The organism is Candidatus Zixiibacteriota bacterium (assembly GCA_040752815.1).
GTDB lineage: Bacteria > Zixibacteria > MSB-5A5 > GN15 > FEB-12 > JAGGTI01.
In genome coordinates this window covers 20673-37453 of sequence record JBFMGC010000026.1, presented here as the reverse complement: position 1 = coordinate 37453, position 16781 = coordinate 20673, and the positions used below count along the sequence as shown (strand labels likewise).

The 16781-nt window shown below is 57.7% G+C and carries 11 protein-coding genes; all 11 read right to left on the bottom strand.

Features of this window, described 5'->3' with window-relative positions; genetic code table 11:
* On the bottom strand, positions 1 to 345 hold a 345-nt coding region (locus tag AB1772_08060), incomplete at its 3' end, for a hypothetical protein (GenBank protein ID MEW5796303.1).
* 11 nt (positions 346 to 356) lie between these two features.
* The gene (locus AB1772_08055) at positions 357 to 3704 is read right to left on the bottom strand and encodes a hypothetical protein (protein MEW5796302.1); all 3348 of its coding nucleotides are present in this window, start codon (positions 3702 to 3704) and stop codon (positions 357 to 359) included.
* A 9-nt stretch (positions 3705 to 3713) separates the two neighbouring features.
* Positions 3714 to 6437, bottom strand: coding sequence for a PorV/PorQ family protein (locus tag AB1772_08050; protein ID MEW5796301.1), 2724 nt, complete (start codon positions 6435 to 6437; stop codon positions 3714 to 3716).
* Between the two features lie 46 nt (positions 6438 to 6483).
* On the bottom strand, positions 6484 to 10251 hold the full coding sequence (gene porU, locus AB1772_08045) for a type IX secretion system sortase PorU (protein MEW5796300.1): 3768 nt from the start codon (positions 10249 to 10251) through the stop codon (positions 6484 to 6486).
* 469 nt (positions 10252 to 10720) lie between these two features.
* On the bottom strand, positions 10721 to 11347 hold the full coding sequence (locus AB1772_08040) for a hypothetical protein (GenBank protein MEW5796299.1): 627 nt from the start codon (positions 11345 to 11347) through the stop codon (positions 10721 to 10723).
* The gene (locus AB1772_08035) at positions 11320 to 12720 is read right to left on the bottom strand and encodes a tryptophanase (GenBank protein MEW5796298.1); all 1401 of its coding nucleotides are present in this window, start codon (positions 12718 to 12720) and stop codon (positions 11320 to 11322) included. The genes AB1772_08040 and AB1772_08035 overlap by 28 nt, the downstream gene beginning before the upstream one ends.
* Before the next feature lie 281 nt (positions 12721 to 13001).
* Positions 13002 to 13322, bottom strand: coding sequence for a methylated-DNA--[protein]-cysteine S-methyltransferase (locus AB1772_08030; protein ID MEW5796297.1), 321 nt, complete (start codon positions 13320 to 13322; stop codon positions 13002 to 13004).
* 283 nt (positions 13323 to 13605) lie between these two features.
* Positions 13606 to 13947 carry a hypothetical protein gene (locus AB1772_08025; protein MEW5796296.1) on the bottom strand — a complete coding sequence of 114 codons (342 nt, stop codon included), beginning with the start codon at positions 13945 to 13947 and terminating at the stop codon, positions 13606 to 13608.
* A 51-nt stretch (positions 13948 to 13998) separates the two neighbouring features.
* Positions 13999 to 14442, bottom strand: a complete 444-nt coding sequence (locus AB1772_08020) for a hypothetical protein (protein MEW5796295.1) — start codon at positions 14440 to 14442, stop codon at positions 13999 to 14001.
* 147 nt (positions 14443 to 14589) lie between these two features.
* The gene (sucD, locus tag AB1772_08015; protein ID MEW5796294.1) at positions 14590 to 15456 is read right to left on the bottom strand and encodes a succinate--CoA ligase subunit alpha; all 867 of its coding nucleotides are present in this window, start codon (positions 15454 to 15456) and stop codon (positions 14590 to 14592) included.
* Positions 15456 to 16649: an ATP-grasp domain-containing protein gene (locus AB1772_08010; GenBank protein ID MEW5796293.1), complete on the bottom strand. Its 1194-nt coding sequence runs from the start codon at positions 16647 to 16649 to the stop codon at positions 15456 to 15458. The genes sucD and AB1772_08010 overlap by 1 nt, the downstream gene beginning before the upstream one ends.
* Positions 16650 to 16781: the final 132 nt, after the last annotated feature.

Genomic DNA, 16781 nt, shown 5'->3' with positions numbered 1-16781 from the left:
ATGAAAGCCCCAGGCGGCGGCCTCCGCCCCGAGGAAGAGAATCGGCTTGATTCGGCTCCCCATATAATACTGCCCGGCCCCCGGCAGCACCGCAGAAAGGATGAACGCTTTGAAAGGTGACTTCATGTCCGACGGTTCGCCCGTGGTGGTCTGCCCGCTCTCGCAGGGAGACGGGTTGTCTCCTGCAGATTGGCCTCCGACGTGTGGTGACCCCTCTGCGAACTTAACGCGGTGCAAACTCCAGGCGATCGGCGATGGCTGCAGTTCCACCGCCGAGGCATCGGCCACCCACAGCCACGTTGCCGCAAGCCCTAACGCGAGTATAAGTCCGGTTGATCGTTTCATCCCAGCCACTTTCATCTGATAATCGCAATATCTGTGAACGCCGACTCGGTGGCTCCCGAGTAGTTGACCTCGATAACGCACCTGTACACGCCCGCGGTGACACCTGAACAATCCCAGACTACCTCGTTGTCCGTTCCGCCGCGCCCACGACCATCGAGCTGGGTTATCCTCCGCCCGGACAGATCGTAGATGTTCAGCTTGACCGAATTAGCATCATCGCCGAGATAATAGCGAATAGTCGTCTGTCCATCCCGCACCGGGTTGGGGTAATTGTAGAACTTCGAGTCATCAAAGGCCATGGTCGGGGGCGAGATCGACGGGAGCTTGCCGGCATCAAATACAAAGGAGCCGCCCGGATCGGCGCCGTTCATGGGCCAAAAATCGGTAATGGTGTCGGTATCGGCCTCCCACACATAGAACCAGCCGTCGCCGCCCAGCCAGCCGATCTTGCCGCCGGAGGCGTCGTGGAAACTGACTGGAGTCGTGCCCGAGACGAACTGCCGCTGTTCCCCGCTCGAAAGCGGGAAGCCGTAACTGAGGCGATCAGCGAACGCATAGACGTTGCCCCGGCTCGATGCGAACACCAGCTCCGGGCGTCCCCCCGAGGCGATATCAGCAACCAGCGGGGCAGCAATTATGGCGGCGTCGGGAAAGCGATCGTCAACCTCCAGCGGATAATCCGACTTGAGGATCAGCTCCTGGTTGAACGCCAGCACTTCGTTCCGCCCGCCGATGATCAGTTCGGGGTAGCCGTCGAGATCGATATCCCCCGCCGACGGCGACGTCAGAATGAACCGGTCCAGCCTGCGTTCGCTGAGCATGGAGAAGTTCGACCCGCCGCTGGTGGTGTCGATGCTGATCATGGCCACGCTGCCGTCGGGAGTGCACACGGCAATTTCCTGTATGCCGTCGCGATTCATATCAACCGAGATCGGCCCCCAGATATAGAGGCCGGAGAGGCCGAATGTATCTACGCTAAGAGAGAAACTCCCGGGGCTTTCGTCGACATAATACACCCACGAGGAATCATCCGCGCCGGAAAGTGTGTCGCTGGCCAGCAGCACCAGATCATTTCCCGAGCGGCAAGAACCATGTATCAGGACATTCCCGCCAAAAGCGCGGGTCGCTGCGACACGATTGGGCAGATACCAGCGACTCAGTTCGTTGGTTGTCGTGAGCGCATAAAGAATCGAATCACCGAATGAGAGCATCACCGGCCAGCCGATCGTGCGAAGCGAGTCGGCGAGGTCAGCGCGGGCATCGGCATTGGCATCGTCCGCACGGTACAATGAAACTATCCCGAATACCGGAGCGAAAAGCGGATTCGGATGAGGATGGCCGATTGCCACAAGTCTTTCATCGTCCAGGGCCGGGACGCTGCCGGCCACAGGTCCGCTGGTAATCGGCGCCGGCGCAATGGCGTAAACCGGAACCGCGTACGCGGCAGCCGGATTTATTCCGGTGCCACGATTCACAGATGACGCCGCCGAATCGTAGATCACCGGACAGGTGGGGCAGTTGTCAGGAGTCCTGATGAAATTCTTCCCCGCGGCAGTCACCACCGACAGAAAGCGATCGGCCGCCATGATGATCTCCGGATATCCGTCGCCATCGACATCATCCGCAATCGGCGCCAGCTGCAACTGTGGTGAGCCCGCTCTGACCGGAAAGCCGTCCGCCTGGCGGTCGATCTCGAAATCGAACCGGACCTGCCGGTCATCACGTCCGCTCGGCCCGGGAAGTCTCTCAATCTGTTCGACGAAAAAGTGCGTCTGGTTGCCGGAGTTGTCGACTGTAGCCGGATTAGTGTTCGGAGTGAACTCGTCTTTGCGATCGTCGCGGAACAGGTCCCCCGAATTGCCGAACCCGGCATAGTAGTTTCCGCCGAAATGCACGAGTCCATCCGCCTCGACCAGGCGCACGAACTTGCGCTCGTCGCGGTGCCACTGGGCATCGTTGTCCTCAAAATTGTTGAGGCCGTCGCCGTCATAGTCGAGCGCCGCCACTTCTTCATCGACGTGAAGTATCAAAACGCCCGAGCCCGGCATGAGGAAATCGTACTCCCCGGTGAACGCACGGGTAGAGTCGACCGGTCCCTGAATGACACTGGTCTCCTGGTCGGCCAGAACATAGGTGGTGTGCTTGTCAACTTCTTCGAGGCGGTTCTCGACCAGGTAAAACTCGTTTTCGGTGATTGGCAGGCGGGCGATGCGCAGGCCGGGGTCGGTCATCATCTCGGCGGCAACCAGCTGCACGTCGGCGGTGTCGCGGCGGAAATCGACAACGTCATCGACACCTAGGTACGCCCGCGACCAGGCGTCCGGCAAAAGCGGAATGGCGCCGAAGACCTTTCCGGCCGGCCAGCCAAAGTCGATTCCGGTGCCGAAGCCGTTGTTATCCATCAGGGAGAAGTCACCGACCTGGGTGAAGAAGTTCTCGGTGTTGTAAAGATCGATCAGCCCCAGTTGATGCCCGAATTCATGCGCCATGACCGCATTGAGCGCGGTGGCTCGGCCATCCTGGACCGTAGTCTCGGGCATCATCAGCGCAGTACTAACCCCGTGGGCGCCGCTGTCCACTGACACTTCGCCGGCGAACTTGATGTAACCGCTGAAAAGATCGGCGCACGTCGTGGGGAAACCGATATCGTTCTGCGCATCAGAACCGGCATGGAACAGGAAGAACGCATCGTATGCGGAAAAGTCGATTTCAGGATCGGTAGTGTCGGCCAGCGTGATGCAGTCGACAAAGTACGCCTCGAGGCCCTCCACTACATCGGCGAAGTCACACTTGCCATAATAGCTCATCGGGTGCGGAAGTTCGTAAACCGAATCGCGTTCCCGCGGAAAGATATCCCAACTCAGATGTATTTGTCCCCCAGAAACCGTCTCCCAATATCGGTTGAGCGCCCTCATGTGGGCATCGAAAAAAAGGGAGTCATGCGGCGGCGGATCAATCAGGTGCCCCACGCGTGCGATGTATTCCTCGTCAGTGAGTGTATCGAGCGGACGAGACATATTCATGTGCCCGCGGCCGGTGGTGTTGGGGTCATCGACAGTCTCGTACTGGAAGTCGAAGCGCAGCACCAGGCAGTGGATGGTGGTGTCAAAGTCCGCTGATTGCGCTCCTACGGGTAACTTCCACTTCTCTCCCACCGCCTCGATCAGCCGACGCCCGTTGCCATCGGGCGTAAGGCACCGGCGGCGTACGGTGTTGGGCGTCGTAGTCGAATCGAGCGCCGATTTCGACGGGTTAAGCAGTTTCCCGCCGTCACACCAGACGGCGGGTGCAGCTGTGAGAATAGTCGACAGTCCGGCGAGAAGAAGCCGACCGCGTAATCTTCCAATGACTGAGTGCATCTGCCTGCCCTACAGAATCAAGCGCAATGAAATGCGCAGCGTGTTGGCCAGCGAAAAGTCCTTCTGACTCGGGATGTAAGCAAAATCGAACTCACCCCACGTGAAGGGTGACAGACCGAATCCAATCGTCGGAGTTTTGATCTCACCTTCCTGATCGTAAATATAGCCTGCGCGGGCCGCGAACAGGTTGGCGTAGGTGAACTCAATCCCGCCGTTGAATATCGATTCTTTGATTTCCTTGCTCGTTTTGCCATCGAGTCCGACCATTAGTTTGTTTGCCTCGACAGTAGCTATAAGGCTGGTATACTCAGAACGGAGGAGTCGATATGCCACACCTATCGCCAGGTTGCGCGGGAGATCGTCGGACTGGTCGGCGTCGATATATGACATCTCCGGACCGAGGTTGGTCAGCGCCAGACCCCACGTGAGCCGCGGAGTCATGTGGTACAGCAGTCCGAGATCAAGAGCGAACCCGGTGGCGGTGCCACTGCCCTTCTCGGCGCCCGCACCCTGATCCGAGAGGCGCGAGTAGATGACCTTGACCGATACCCCGCCCTTGAGCTTGTTAGTCAGCGACGTACCGTATGAAATCGCTCCGGCGATATCGAACGATTCGAACTCACCGAGTTCCTGGCCGGTTTCGTTGGTTCTCTGGAACTTACCGTAGCTGATGAACGTGATGCTGCCGCCGAATGTCCCCCAGCCTTCTTTGTTGCCTGCCACCGACAGAAACTCGTAGTACAGATCGCTCGCCAGTTCCGGCAGCCAGTTCACGTGCATGACCGAGATCTCGGAGTGGCCTCGCCCCTTGATGACCAGCTTCTCGTTACTGGCCAGCCAGCTTTCGCTTCCCAATAGACTGACCCCGACAATGTTGTCGCGAGTCAGACCCCTTAGTCCGGTGCGCGACCAGTTGCGGCCGTCGAATTCGATCAGACCGTCTTCAGTGGCGAAATACACCGTGCGTCCGTCGCCGCCAATGGCGTTTACCGAGTGGGCCGCCGGGTTAGTGTAGACTTTGATAGTGGCGCCCTCCTGGGGTTCGCCATCCAGATCGTTTATCTCCCTCAACACCTTCTTGTACATGTCGAGCTCATCGATTGTCAGGCCGGAGCGGCGAGACGCGATCGTGTCCAGCGTCTCCCCAGACGCAATCGTGTACTGCGAGTAGCCCGGCGTCTGCCACCGGCTGCCGTCGAAGTAGAATATGCCGTGGTCGGTGCCGAGCCAGAGACGGTGATTGACATCGACAAAAATCGCGCGGACCTTCCCTTTGACGCTGGCTGCGATCGGTACGCGAATTTCCGCACCCGGATGGAATGGTGTGTCGATTCCGGCAATTCCGGAGGCAGGCGCAACAACAGTGTCACCGGGCTGCTCGGCGGGCGGCATGGTCGAGTCGACCGCGGGGATTACCGTCGTATCTATTGAGGCTGTCGGAGCCGAGTCCAGAACAACAGGCGTTTCCGCGGGCGCCATGGTAGCCGTCTGCAAGTCGCGATATTTCTCTATAAAGCGCTCCTTGTCTGCGGCTGATCCGTAGATAGAGAAGCGGGCCGCGATTTTGTCGAGCGAGTCATCCACCGCTACCGTGTAGCTGGTTGTGCCGGTCCACTGCATGCCGTTGAAACGATAAACGTCGCCTGCCACTACGGCGTAGAGATCGGTCAGAGCGCTGCCTCCGATAGCATCGACCGATCCGTCCGGCAAAGTCGCCGCGCTGTTGGTAAGCGGGCTGACCGTCGCACCGCGGAACACACCGATTCCGTCGGACATTCCCACGATTATCGCCTCGCCCACCGTGTGCAGCGAAGTGATTTCGCCTATCTTCTCACCGGCCTGGCTCTTCACCAGAGTCCAGTAACGACCGTTGAAGCTGGCAAGGCCGTCGGCCGACCCAACCAGCAGCACGTCGCCGTTGGACGCTACCGCTGTCGGCTCGCCGCTGAACAGGGCGCTATACGGTACCCGCAGCTCCTCGGGGAGAAAGCGGTTGCGCGTGCGTTCAAGCGATACGGCAACCCGATCACACTCGGTATCATTGAGCGCACCGTCTTTCAGCCCTTCCTTGAGACGGTCGCGGACCTCCTGGACTCGATCCCAGTTCACCAGGCAGCGGCGATAACAAACCAGGAGCGAATCCATATCCTGCAGGACAGTCTCCCGGGTATCGTATGTTTCCGGAATCGATGCCACGATAGTATCGCGCAACGCTTCGATCACGTCGTAGCCGCCTCGATTATTGAGAGCCGCCACCCGTTCGATCATGGCCTCGAGGCGGGCCGGATCGTCGATACGGAAGTAATTCTTGACGATCTGCTCGAGGGTTTCGTCGGTGCGGGTGCTGAAGACCTCGTCGGTGTTCCAGCGTTTGTTATCATAGCGAATCAATCCCTGGGGTGTGATCGCCCAGATATCGTAGTCGAGGTAATTGTGGTCGCCTCCGGTACTCAGCGGTGCAAAGCCCTTCAGCGGGCGATAGGCCGCGGGGATCTCGGCTTCGATCCAGGTATCCGAAAGCGGATAGCTGCCCAGACCTGCCGGATTCCAGTGCGTTGCGGTCGCATCATCGGCAATCGCCACGTAGGCCTCGCCCATACCGGCGGCGCGCGACCCCGGCGCTATCCTAAGAAACAGCACCGCCGCATTGGAGATGTTGGCCAGGGCATCCGAGACCGGAATCAGACCGAGAAGTACGGCTGCCGCCACCAGAAGCTGTTTTCGCATGTTCATCAAGAGATACTCCAGGAATATAAAGTTACAGATGTTGTCATCGCAATCAGTTCAAAACTACCAGTTTGCCGAATTCCTCGGCCTCGCCGCCCTGCCCGGCCGAAAGAGCGGACAGGCGATAGATATACACCCCCGTGCCGACCCGATCCCCCTCGTTGTCACGGCCGTCCCAGACAATCTCGACCGTCTCATTCGGATATCGATCGGCCTGAAGATCATATCGGCTCGTGCTCCAGATGTACTTACCGGATAGCGTGTAAACGGAGACTTTCAATTCCTCGACCGCTTCAGTCAACTCAAAATAAAAGATCGTCAGTTGCTGCATCGGGTTGGGATGGTTGAGTAAATCTCTTACTGCCAGTCCGGCGCCTCCGCCGATCTCGGCGGTAAACTCGGCCGACGAGACGTTGTTCACGTTGTCCCAGGCTTTGATATTGAAGCGGTGACGACCGCTTTCGAATCCGGATAGGGCGAACATCAGGCTGCCGGACGTGTGGCTGTCACGTTCGTACTGGAACAGGTCGGTCAGATATATCGCCTCTTCGGCGCGGTCGTCGATTACCAGGCTGATACCGTGGCCGATCCCCCCAACCAGGTTTATTCCTGAGACATCCGCCAGCCGTATCACCAGGCTGTCGGCGCGGTCAATAAAGTCACCGTCGCGAATCAGGCCGCGTTTAACCGAACCGTATTCGATCTGCGGCCCTTGCATATCCTGGGCGGTCCCTTGCCTCTCACTCACCGCGATACTGTCCACCATTCCGACAGCATCCACGCTTCCCAGGACAGCATACACCGACACTCTGGCGCTGACACCGCGGTAGCCGACATCAACCGGCGTAATGAACTGCATATCAAACTGGCCATCGTCAATCGACGCGGTGCCACGAAAAATCGTTGGACCTGTGACCGCGTAACGTGTCATATTGGTGTCGTCCGGCAGATGATACGAGCGCTGCCGATCGGAGTCATAGACATCGACATAAAGCACCCCATCGCCGTTGAAAGGCAAGCCGGACTGATCGGTGATTCGCCCGCTCAGGCGCGAAGTCTGCAGAGCCACCAGGCTGTCGGGTTGGGTCGTGAATTCGATACGGTAGCGGGGAAGCCCCAGCCGAAGGCAGGGATCACCGAGAAAACTGTAGGCGCGGTCATTGTCCACCCGGCGCGGAATCGTGTCGAACGGGTTGGGATACTGCCGCTGCACCTTAGCGGCAAACAGCGCCTCGCTGATCGATAGATCCGGATTCGCAAAAAGCTGCGCGTAAACGGCGCGATTGAACTGGGCATTATCAGCGGCGTATACAAGTCGAGTTGCCGAGATCACTCCCACCGCCCCGCCCTCGCGCATTTCCAGAAAGCCCTCGCCCATACCCTCGCTTTGGGGATCATCGAAGAACCCAATATCACACGACGCCGCATACACTAGCGGCAGCCGGCCAGAGTTACGCAGCAGCGGGAGATCTCCCGCCCGCTGCAGGACACGCTCGTGCGCCCAGACATCCGGGTTGCCGTGCCCGACATAATTGACGATCAGCGTGCCCTCGTTGAACGCACGGAGTATGGCCTCATTCGCGCCGGGCTTCTCGCGATTCACGAACGGGTAATCCCAGAGATAGATCTTCTGCCGGTTCAGCGTGCGGGGCACGTACACCCGCTCGAGCGTTTCGGTGTCCCGGGTGTGAAACAACTCGTTGTGGCGCTCGGCCGCGTGCTCGTCGTCGGCGACCAGCGTTATCCGCGTGCGCCAGGCGCCGAAAGTCGCCGGGGATTCGTATTCCCTGGCTTTGGCGACTATTGTATTTATCTCGGACGCCGATCGCACCGGCCAGCGAGCTGTCATCATGTCATAACCACGGTCGCGATCCTCATCGAGGATGCCGAACTCGCCGAAGTAGACGTAGTTGTCGTCGCTGTACGTCCGGTCGCCGGGACGAACATACGACGGAACCAGGTTGGTTGTGCCGGTGCCCAAACGATCCAGATAATCATACGTCGCGTCGCCGACAAATAGCACACCGGATGGCGCCGGAGCCGAATAATTCTCATACGCGAACTTGAGAAAATCGCGGATCGCCGTCGGATCGTAGAGGCCGTACGAAAAGTTGTCAATGATATCTGCGATGTCGACAACCTGTATCACCACTCCCTGGCCCTGACGGTATGCTATATACTCGTCCAGGCTTCCGGCCAGCGAGGAAGTGGCCACGATAATCAGGTCGGTCTGCTTGTACCCGGCGCGAAGGTCCGTGAAATCCACTCGGGCTAGCGGCGCCGACGGTACCGCCAGGCTCACGATGCCGCAATAGAAGCGGTTGGCACTGTCCGTAGATACATGACCGCGAAATGTGACATACCCACCGCTGCGATCATACCCGGCGATGATCTCAGGATGCAGCGGATCCGAAATGTCGAGAATTGTCGGCGTAGAGCTGAAGGCGTCGACCACCCGAATATCCACGTCACCGTCGATACCCTCCATCACAAAGTCGAGTCGGTTGTTCGCCGGCACTATCCGACTTGAATAGGTCATCTCCACATAGTCCAAAAACGGGGGAATCCGCGCCGAGATAGGCGTCAGCACCAAACTGGTCTGATTGGACTGGGCGGCCCCTCCTCTTAGCGCTCTCGTGTAAAACCGGCACTCAGAGCTGTTGCAGTCAATCTCCGACGCCGGCACACCATTCACTGTTACGTCGATATTGCGGTTGGTGCGCCCCGATACATAGATATGGGTCGAATCAGATTCGATAGCTCCGGGCGTCGCCACCTGAAATGCAACCGACGTCTGATTGCTCCAATACCAGTTGTAGAAATCCCAGACATTACCGTCGGGCTCGGTGCCGATCAGATTATCCTGCTCGATATGCACCCTTGCGCGATATGTGTCATAAACGGGTGCGCCGGTCGGAGCGCCGAGCACCTGAACCATGCGCCTTGGGGCTGTGGAAAAACTACCTGACACCGCGAGCCAGTAAATGTTGGTGGTGGTGTAAACGTTGTTCACCCAGCGAGGCGTGCCGGTCGGGGAATACAGCCAACGATTGGGAGCCTCACCAAAAAACAGGAGCTGATCGTTCCGCCCGAATTCTCCGTCGCCGCCGTCCAGAACCATTAGCGAGATCTCAGTGAATTCCGGCCTCGGCTCGAAATTGTCCACTGAGTTGGGCAGGCCGCCGGCATTGAAGATGCGAATCGAATCGGACCGAAGCCCGGAAAGCGAAATCCCCGCCGCTTCAAGCTGGGCGCCCGTAACTCGTACCAAGCCGGTCTGGGTGACCGGGATCTTGTACCAGGCAGACGCGGCTGTCAGATTCTCGTGAGAGTCGGTAGACATCGCAGCAGAGATTGCCGTCAGCTTGCGGTCCTCACGCGGCCAGGACCTGGCGACATCGTAGTTCGCCAAAGATGACGCCCATATTCGTTCGAATACGGGATCTTCCTCACGACTGAGTGCAGCCGCAGCGCGCGTGCGGTCAAACCCGACCTCCACCTCCACCTGTCGGTAGGTCAGGCCATTGGTATACGGGCTGATTCTAACGCCGACTGTCTGCCGTCCACGAGTGAGCACCGGCCGCGATACCTCGGCCAGCCCGCTCATCCGATAACTTGAATCCGGTGCGACAACGTCCGACAGCGACTCGCCGATTCCAGTCGCTGACAGCAACCGGGCCTCCGAGCCGGGCGGAACAGCCAGTTGGACTGTTTCGACCAACTCGGACGCGGCTACCTCGGAACTGGCAGCCTCTGCAGCATCCAACGCCGGGCCGAAGTCGTAGACAAACCGGAAGCCTTGTTCGGTGGAATTGATCACCCTAAGATTAGGGTCCGCTCCCCAGAGAGTTGCTGGAAGGCTTATAACTGCCAGAAACAGGATAGGGGTACTATACCGATGAGAATCCATACTGGGATAAAACCCAGCCCTGGAACCGAGTCGATCTGCAACTACGGTTTGCGGGCTAACTGCAAAACCCTTTAAAAGCTTCTTTCAACTACCAAATCAAAAAAGCGTTAACCGTAGTGCTATAGATCGATCTCCTCTCAGTCAGTATAAACCGCGTTATTATATCAAGTTCCCGGCAATCTGTCAACCCTGAGACCGGTTGCCGCGACCGGAAAACAGCAATATCCTCGCCGTAAATCCCCGCCGAGCGGCGTCAGACTGCAACAGGGGCCTCATCTGCTTGTGGTTCTTGTGCTTATGGTGGGCCGATTGGGGCCTCCGGTGAAGACGCCGGCGCAAGGCGGCCGCAACTTCTTGCAAATCACCGGTTGGCCGCCGACTAACGGTAACGCGCTAGTTCTGCTTCCAGGTCGCGGCTCGCCTGCTGAGTGCGGGATTCGAGCCCCTGAAGCTGGAGGTCAAACTCCTCCCGGGTACCGTTGGGATAAAACACGGCGCTGTACGTTTCCAGGTACAAGTCGCGGTACTGGACAAGCCTCTCCTGGGCCGGTGAATCGAAAAAGCGGGCTTCTTTTATCAAGGTTACACCGTATTCGAGCACGTCCTCATACGCGTCGAGAAGTGGGAGATCAATCTGGCTGGAGCGCTCCACCGCGGCCCGAACCTGCTCGATCGGCACCTGCACCCCCCGTCGCTTGCTTTCCTCGCGCCACCAGTCGTTAATCTGGCGTCCGAACCGGATGAACCGTGTGGTGGTGCTGTCGAGGAACACGCGAAGCATCTCCGCCTGATTGATCGGATCAGTTCTCTGGAGTCGGTCCGCCCATTCAGTGCGGAACCGTCGCCCCTGATCTTCGGACCGCTGTGTGGCCTCCGCATCGGTGGGTGGGCCGGTCCGAATATGAACCGCGCTACAGGTGCTGAGAATCGTAACGACGGTCAGCGCAATTAGAAGAATCGTCGCCCGCACGAATCCCGTCACGCTTTGACCCTCTGTACGTCGCATACGGCCAGATCACAAGTGAAGTGACGAAGGAACTGAGATTGGCGTGTCACCCGGTACCCCTTGAGCCGGTTCTTGCGCGCGCCAATTCGCGCAGCGGTGTCGGCGACATAGTCGATATGCGAATTGGTATAGACCCGCCGCGGAAGGCACATCCGGACGAGTTCTCTCGGAGCGAGATACTCCTTGCCGCTATTCGTATCGACCCCGCCGAACATCAGGCTGCCGATTTCGACAACCCTGATTCCACCCTCGATATAAAACTCAACCGAAAGGGATTGCCCGGGAAACTGGCCCGCCGGTATGTGCAGGAGAAACCGGCCGGCATCGACAAACACGGCATGGCCGCCGGTAGGCTCGATTATCGGCAGGCCGGCCGCTTTGATCTGATCACCGAAATACCGCACCTGCTCTATGCGGAAATCGAGATACTCGAAATCAAGCACCTCTTCGAGACCCACTGCCACAATCTCCAAATCACGTCCCGCCAAACCGCCATAGGTCGGGAATCCCTCGATCAGGATCAGATGTTGAGTGAGGCGTTCGTACGCATCCTCATCATCGAGCGTAATAAACCCACCGATATTTGCCAGACCGTCTTTCTTGGCCGACATCATCGCGCCGTCGCAGTAGGAAAACATCTCCATTGCTATTTCGCGAATGCTCTTGCCAGCATAACCGGGCTCGTCGCGCTTGATGAAATAGCAATTCTCTGCAAACCGGGCGCAGTCGAAGTAGAACAGTATGCCGTAGCGGTGACAGATTTCAGACACCTCATGGATGTTGGCCATCGACACCGGCTGGCCGCCGGCCGAGTTGTTTGTGACCGTCATTATCACCATAGCGATCTGGTCCGCGCCGTTTTCTTTGACAAACGACTCCAGACGGTCGACATCCATGTTGCCCTTGAAGGGGAGCGGTTCATCGGACTTGCTCTCCGGGCAAGGCAAGTCGATCGGGATGCCGCCTTTGTGGAGACAGTTGCCGCGGGTGGTGTCGAAATGCGTGTTGTTCGGAACAAACTGGCCCTTTTTCATGAGGTTCGAGAACACCAGATTCTCCGCGACTCTCCCCTGATGGCAGGGGATCACGAACCGTTTCCCGCAAAGTCCCCTGACCGTATTTTCGAATTTGCGGAACGAGATCGCTCCGGCATACGATTCATCGCCGAGCATGAGCGCCGCCCACTGTTTGTTGGACATCGCACCGGTGCCGGAGTCGGTCAGCAAGTCGATATAGATATCCTGGGCGTCGATCTTAAAGAGATTGTAGTTAGCCTCGGCGATCAGCCGCTCGCGCTCGTGGCGGCTGCGGAGCTTGATCGCCTCTACTGCTTTTATGCGGTATGGTTCTGCGGGCTGGCGGGTTTTGTTCATCGGTATCTCCTTTCCGGGTTATACAGTCGGCCAGACAACGGATCAGGAGATACTCTCAGGTATGATTTTTGACTCGGCGGCGATGGTATTCCAGCGCTAAGTGGCGACAATCGTACCGTAATGCCCACATGACAATAATCTACTCTGCATCATGCAGAAAATCAACCGCGATTCACAGATCAACTTCTGTAAATCGTAGGGCAGAACCCAAGCCCGGTCCGCGCTAAGCGGACTCGGGACGTAGCGGTTCTGCCACCGCAAGAGGAACAGCGAGCCACTGCTCACTTCCGCCTGCGCGGCACCCACTGGTATTTCTTGAGATCGATTTGCCCACCCCTCCCGAATTTCACGCCCTCTTTTTGCAGCAGCTTCTTCTGCAGTTCGTACCCCTGCCCCGGCTTGAGAGATATCTTCCCCTGACTATTGATCACCCGATGCCAGGGGAGTTTCTCTTTCTCCGATGCCGTATTGAGCGTTCGCACTACCTGCCGTGCGGCGAGCGGATTGCCCGCCATCGCGGCGACCTGTCCGTACGTGACCACTTTCCCGCGCCGGACTCGCTTGAGGACGGCGATTGTGCGCTGATGAAATGTGGACGGCATGGTGGGAGGATACAAAGGCAGGTGTATATAGACAATCACGTTTTGCGGTAGGTAGGTGGGCGGCAGACGTCCTCGTCTGCCCCCTTTACCTCTCGAGAAATGTAGGATCAAACCCCTGAGCTAAAAGCCATTGGGCGGGCGGTGCGGTTTTGACAGTTCGATGTGGGATGTCGAAACCACAGGGGGTCAGACCTACGATTATCCAATTAGGCTACCCACTTGTAGAGCAATCTCAACCCACCGCAAGCGGTGGGGCACCCGGCAAGCAGGTGGACCACCGGTCCTACATTCTGTCGTAGTACTGAGGGTAATCCGACTCGGGGTATCTCTGTAATATGGCTCGGTACTTCTCGAAGAGCAGTAAGAATGCCACCTTTTTCTGCTCGTCCATCGTGAGTCTGCCCATTACCTGGAAGCAGTGCACCGTAGCTCGAATATTCAAACCCTCGGCCGTAAGGCCACACTCTTCCATGAACATCGGACACACATGCCCATACTTCGGGCAACCTCTGGGATCATTATTGAGTAACGGCATTCCCTCTATGTCTCGATCCGTATTCTGATCGTATTCATACGGGCAATGGCCGTCGAGCTCGCACGGAAACGGTTGTGACTTTTCTGCCATTCTTATTCCTGTCCAGAATCTCAACTCGCTTGAATCGGCGAGCAACAAGCGTTAGAGACTGAGCATATTGCAGAAGGCCACATCAGTCTTGTTTCGCTTCCCTTTCCCGCCTCTGACTACGTGTGCGATTCCCCATTTGGGAGGTTTCGATTGGCTCTTGTTCAGCAACTTCGGGTTGGCTACCTTTGCGGTCTGAATCAGATAGGTCTCGATTTCATATATAACCCGAACCGCAATCTTGTTCTTCTTGCCCGGCAACGCTACAAAGAAGAGTACCGGTGCGCCCTGCTTCCCTGCGAATAGTGCCTGGCTATACTTAACCAACTTATGCGCAGCGAAACATTCCTGTTGGAACGACTTTCCTGACTTCCCAACGTACCATGGTGTAGCACCCTTTCCAGCCCGAAGGGCAAAAACGTAACAACCCTGTTTCCTGAGAATGGATTTGTCCTTTAGTTTCTGCCAAAACACCTTGCCGTGAGTTGCCGCGATCATCTTCTGCTTCTTGTTACGAGCGTGTCTTTGACGATGCTATTCCGCAAGCATGCTACAGCATCGCAGAGGTGGATGTCAATACAAACTTGAGCAGAATGTGGAGACCGCGCCACGGCGGGTAGGCTCAGGGGTTTCGACCTACGATGCTCACACCCCCAACTTCCTCAGCGTCCGCGGTATATCCTCAAACGTCTTGCACGGGTGGGCGCCGGCGGCGGCGAGGGCGTCGAGTTTCTCCTGCGCGGTGCCCATGCGGCCTTCGACAATCGCCCCCGCGTGGCCCATCCGTTTGCCGGGGGGCGCATAAATACCGCCGATCATCGCCAAGACCGGCGTTTTCATCTTGCGAATCGTGTCGCACGCCTGTTCTTCATAGACACCGCCGATCTCGCCAGTCATCACCACCGCTTTGGTCTTGTCGTCCTGCTCGAACTTCCAGAGGATTTCGGCAAAGGTTGAGCCGAGTACCGGATCGCCGCCCAGCCCCACACAGGTGGTTTCACCGTAGCCGGTGCGGGTGAGCGTGTCCGCCACATAGTAGGTGATCGATCCGGAGCGCGACACCGTGCCGACCCGCCCCGGCGTGAACGCGATATCCGGCATGATGCCGAGATTCGCCTCGCCCGGCGTGATAATCCCCGCCGTGTTGCCGCCGATCACAGTTGCGTCGTATTTGACCGCCTCCTCGCGCACGACCAACATATCATGAATCGGAATATGCTCCGGCACCACCACGAGGAATTTGATTCCCGCGCGGATCGCCTCGATAGTCGCTTCTTTGACAAACTGCGCCGGCAGGAATATCACCGATGTATCCGCGCCAGTCGACATGACCGCTTCCTCGACCGTGTCGAATACCGGCTTGTCGAGCACTTTCTGGCCGCCTTTGCCAGGCGATGTGCCGCCGACAATGTTTGTGCCGTACGCAATCATCCGCTCGCAATGAAACTTCCCCGCTCCGCCGGTGATCCCCTGCACGATCACTTTACTCTTCTTGTCTACAAGAATAGCCATTACCGCCCCCTCTCGATCCGGGCCAGCTCGACCGCCCGTTTGGAGATTTCTTCGATCGGCGTTTCGATACCATGAAATTCGATCTTCTCCATCAGACGGGGATTCTCCTTTTTGGCTTCGTCGAACAAACGAACCCCTTCCTGCCACATGTTGCCGGTCATGCGAACGACCATCGGCTTGGACAACCCGTGGTTCTTGAGGAACATGATCACGCCCTTGGCGAAATCATCACACCGGCTGATCCCGCCGAACCGCGCCCCAAATATCGCCTTGACATTCGGGTTCTCGTCGAGCAGCACCAACATGCGAGCGATATTCTCAGGCGATGGCCCGCCGCCGGAATCCATGAAATTGGCCGGCCTGCCGCCGTAGTAGTGAATGAAATCGTTCCCCATGATGCCGAAACCAGCGCCACCGGGGAACATGCCGATATCACCGTCGAGGTCGAGATACGGGATGTCCCACTCGGTCGCCTGCCGCTCGCGCGGGGTCAACTCGCCCTCTTCGTGGCGTTTCTCGATCCCCTGCTCTTTCAGATCGGGGTGGCGGAACAGCGCGTCGTCATCGAGCGAGATGCGCGAATCCGCGGCGATCAACTTGCCGTCTTTGGTGAGGACGAGCGGGTTAATCTCCGCCATCTTGGCATCGTACGCCTTGAACAGGCGGTACAGATTCTGGATGATCGCTGTCGCCTGCTTGGTCAGCTCGGCCGGGATGCCGATTTTCTTGGCGATACCCAAAGCATCGAATCCATAGAGCGGTTCAACAATCGAGTATGACTTTCGAACGATTTTGTCCGGATGTTTGGCGGCGGTTTCCTCGATATCCATCCCGCCCTCACCGGACGCGATAACCACGATCTTGTAGTTGGCGCGGTCGATAGTCACGCCAATGTAATACTCGCGGGCGATGTCGAGTTTCGGTTCGATCAGAAGCCGTTCGACTGGAAAACCCTTGATCGTGAGTTTGAACAGATCAGTCGCCAGTCGGCGCGCACTGTCCACGTTATCTGCGATCTTGATTCCCCCGGCCTTGCCGCGCCCGCCGGTGAGTACCTGCGACTTCAACGCCGACGGGCCAATCACGGTCGCTGCCTCGGCCGCCTGGTCGGGCGTCGATGCCAATTCGCCGTCGGGAATGGGGATACCAAACTGTTTGAAGAGTCGTTTACCTTCGAATTCATACAAACGCATAGGTTGTCATTGATCTCCGTTGAAACATGTCCAAAACCGTTCTTATTCGGCCCAAGAAACGGGATTGGGCGTTAGTGTCAATAGGTAACGTGGGCGGGCGGTTTTTCGCTTTACCACATGAGTCTGGTCGGT

Coding starts and splice junctions, on each gene's coding strand:
- AB1772_08020 (MEW5796295.1), bottom strand. CDS start 14,442: ATGATCGCGGCAACTCACGGCAAGGTGTTTTGGCAGAAACTAAAGGAC.
- AB1772_08040 (MEW5796299.1), bottom strand. CDS start 11,347: ATGCGACGTACAGAGGGTCAAAGCGTGACGGGATTCGTGCGGGCGACG.
- AB1772_08055 (MEW5796302.1), bottom strand. CDS start 3,704: ATGCACTCAGTCATTGGAAGATTACGCGGTCGGCTTCTTCTCGCCGGA.
- AB1772_08050 (MEW5796301.1), bottom strand. CDS start 6,437: ATGAACATGCGAAAACAGCTTCTGGTGGCGGCAGCCGTACTTCTCGGT.
- AB1772_08035 (MEW5796298.1), bottom strand. CDS start 12,720: ATGAACAAAACCCGCCAGCCCGCAGAACCATACCGCATAAAAGCAGTA.
- AB1772_08010 (MEW5796293.1), bottom strand. CDS start 16,649: ATGCGTTTGTATGAATTCGAAGGTAAACGACTCTTCAAACAGTTTGGT.
- AB1772_08025 (MEW5796296.1), bottom strand. CDS start 13,947: ATGGCAGAAAAGTCACAACCGTTTCCGTGCGAGCTCGACGGCCATTGC.
- AB1772_08030 (MEW5796297.1), bottom strand. CDS start 13,322: ATGCCGTCCACATTTCATCAGCGCACAATCGCCGTCCTCAAGCGAGTC.
- sucD (MEW5796294.1), bottom strand. CDS start 15,456: ATGGCTATTCTTGTAGACAAGAAGAGTAAAGTGATCGTGCAGGGGATC.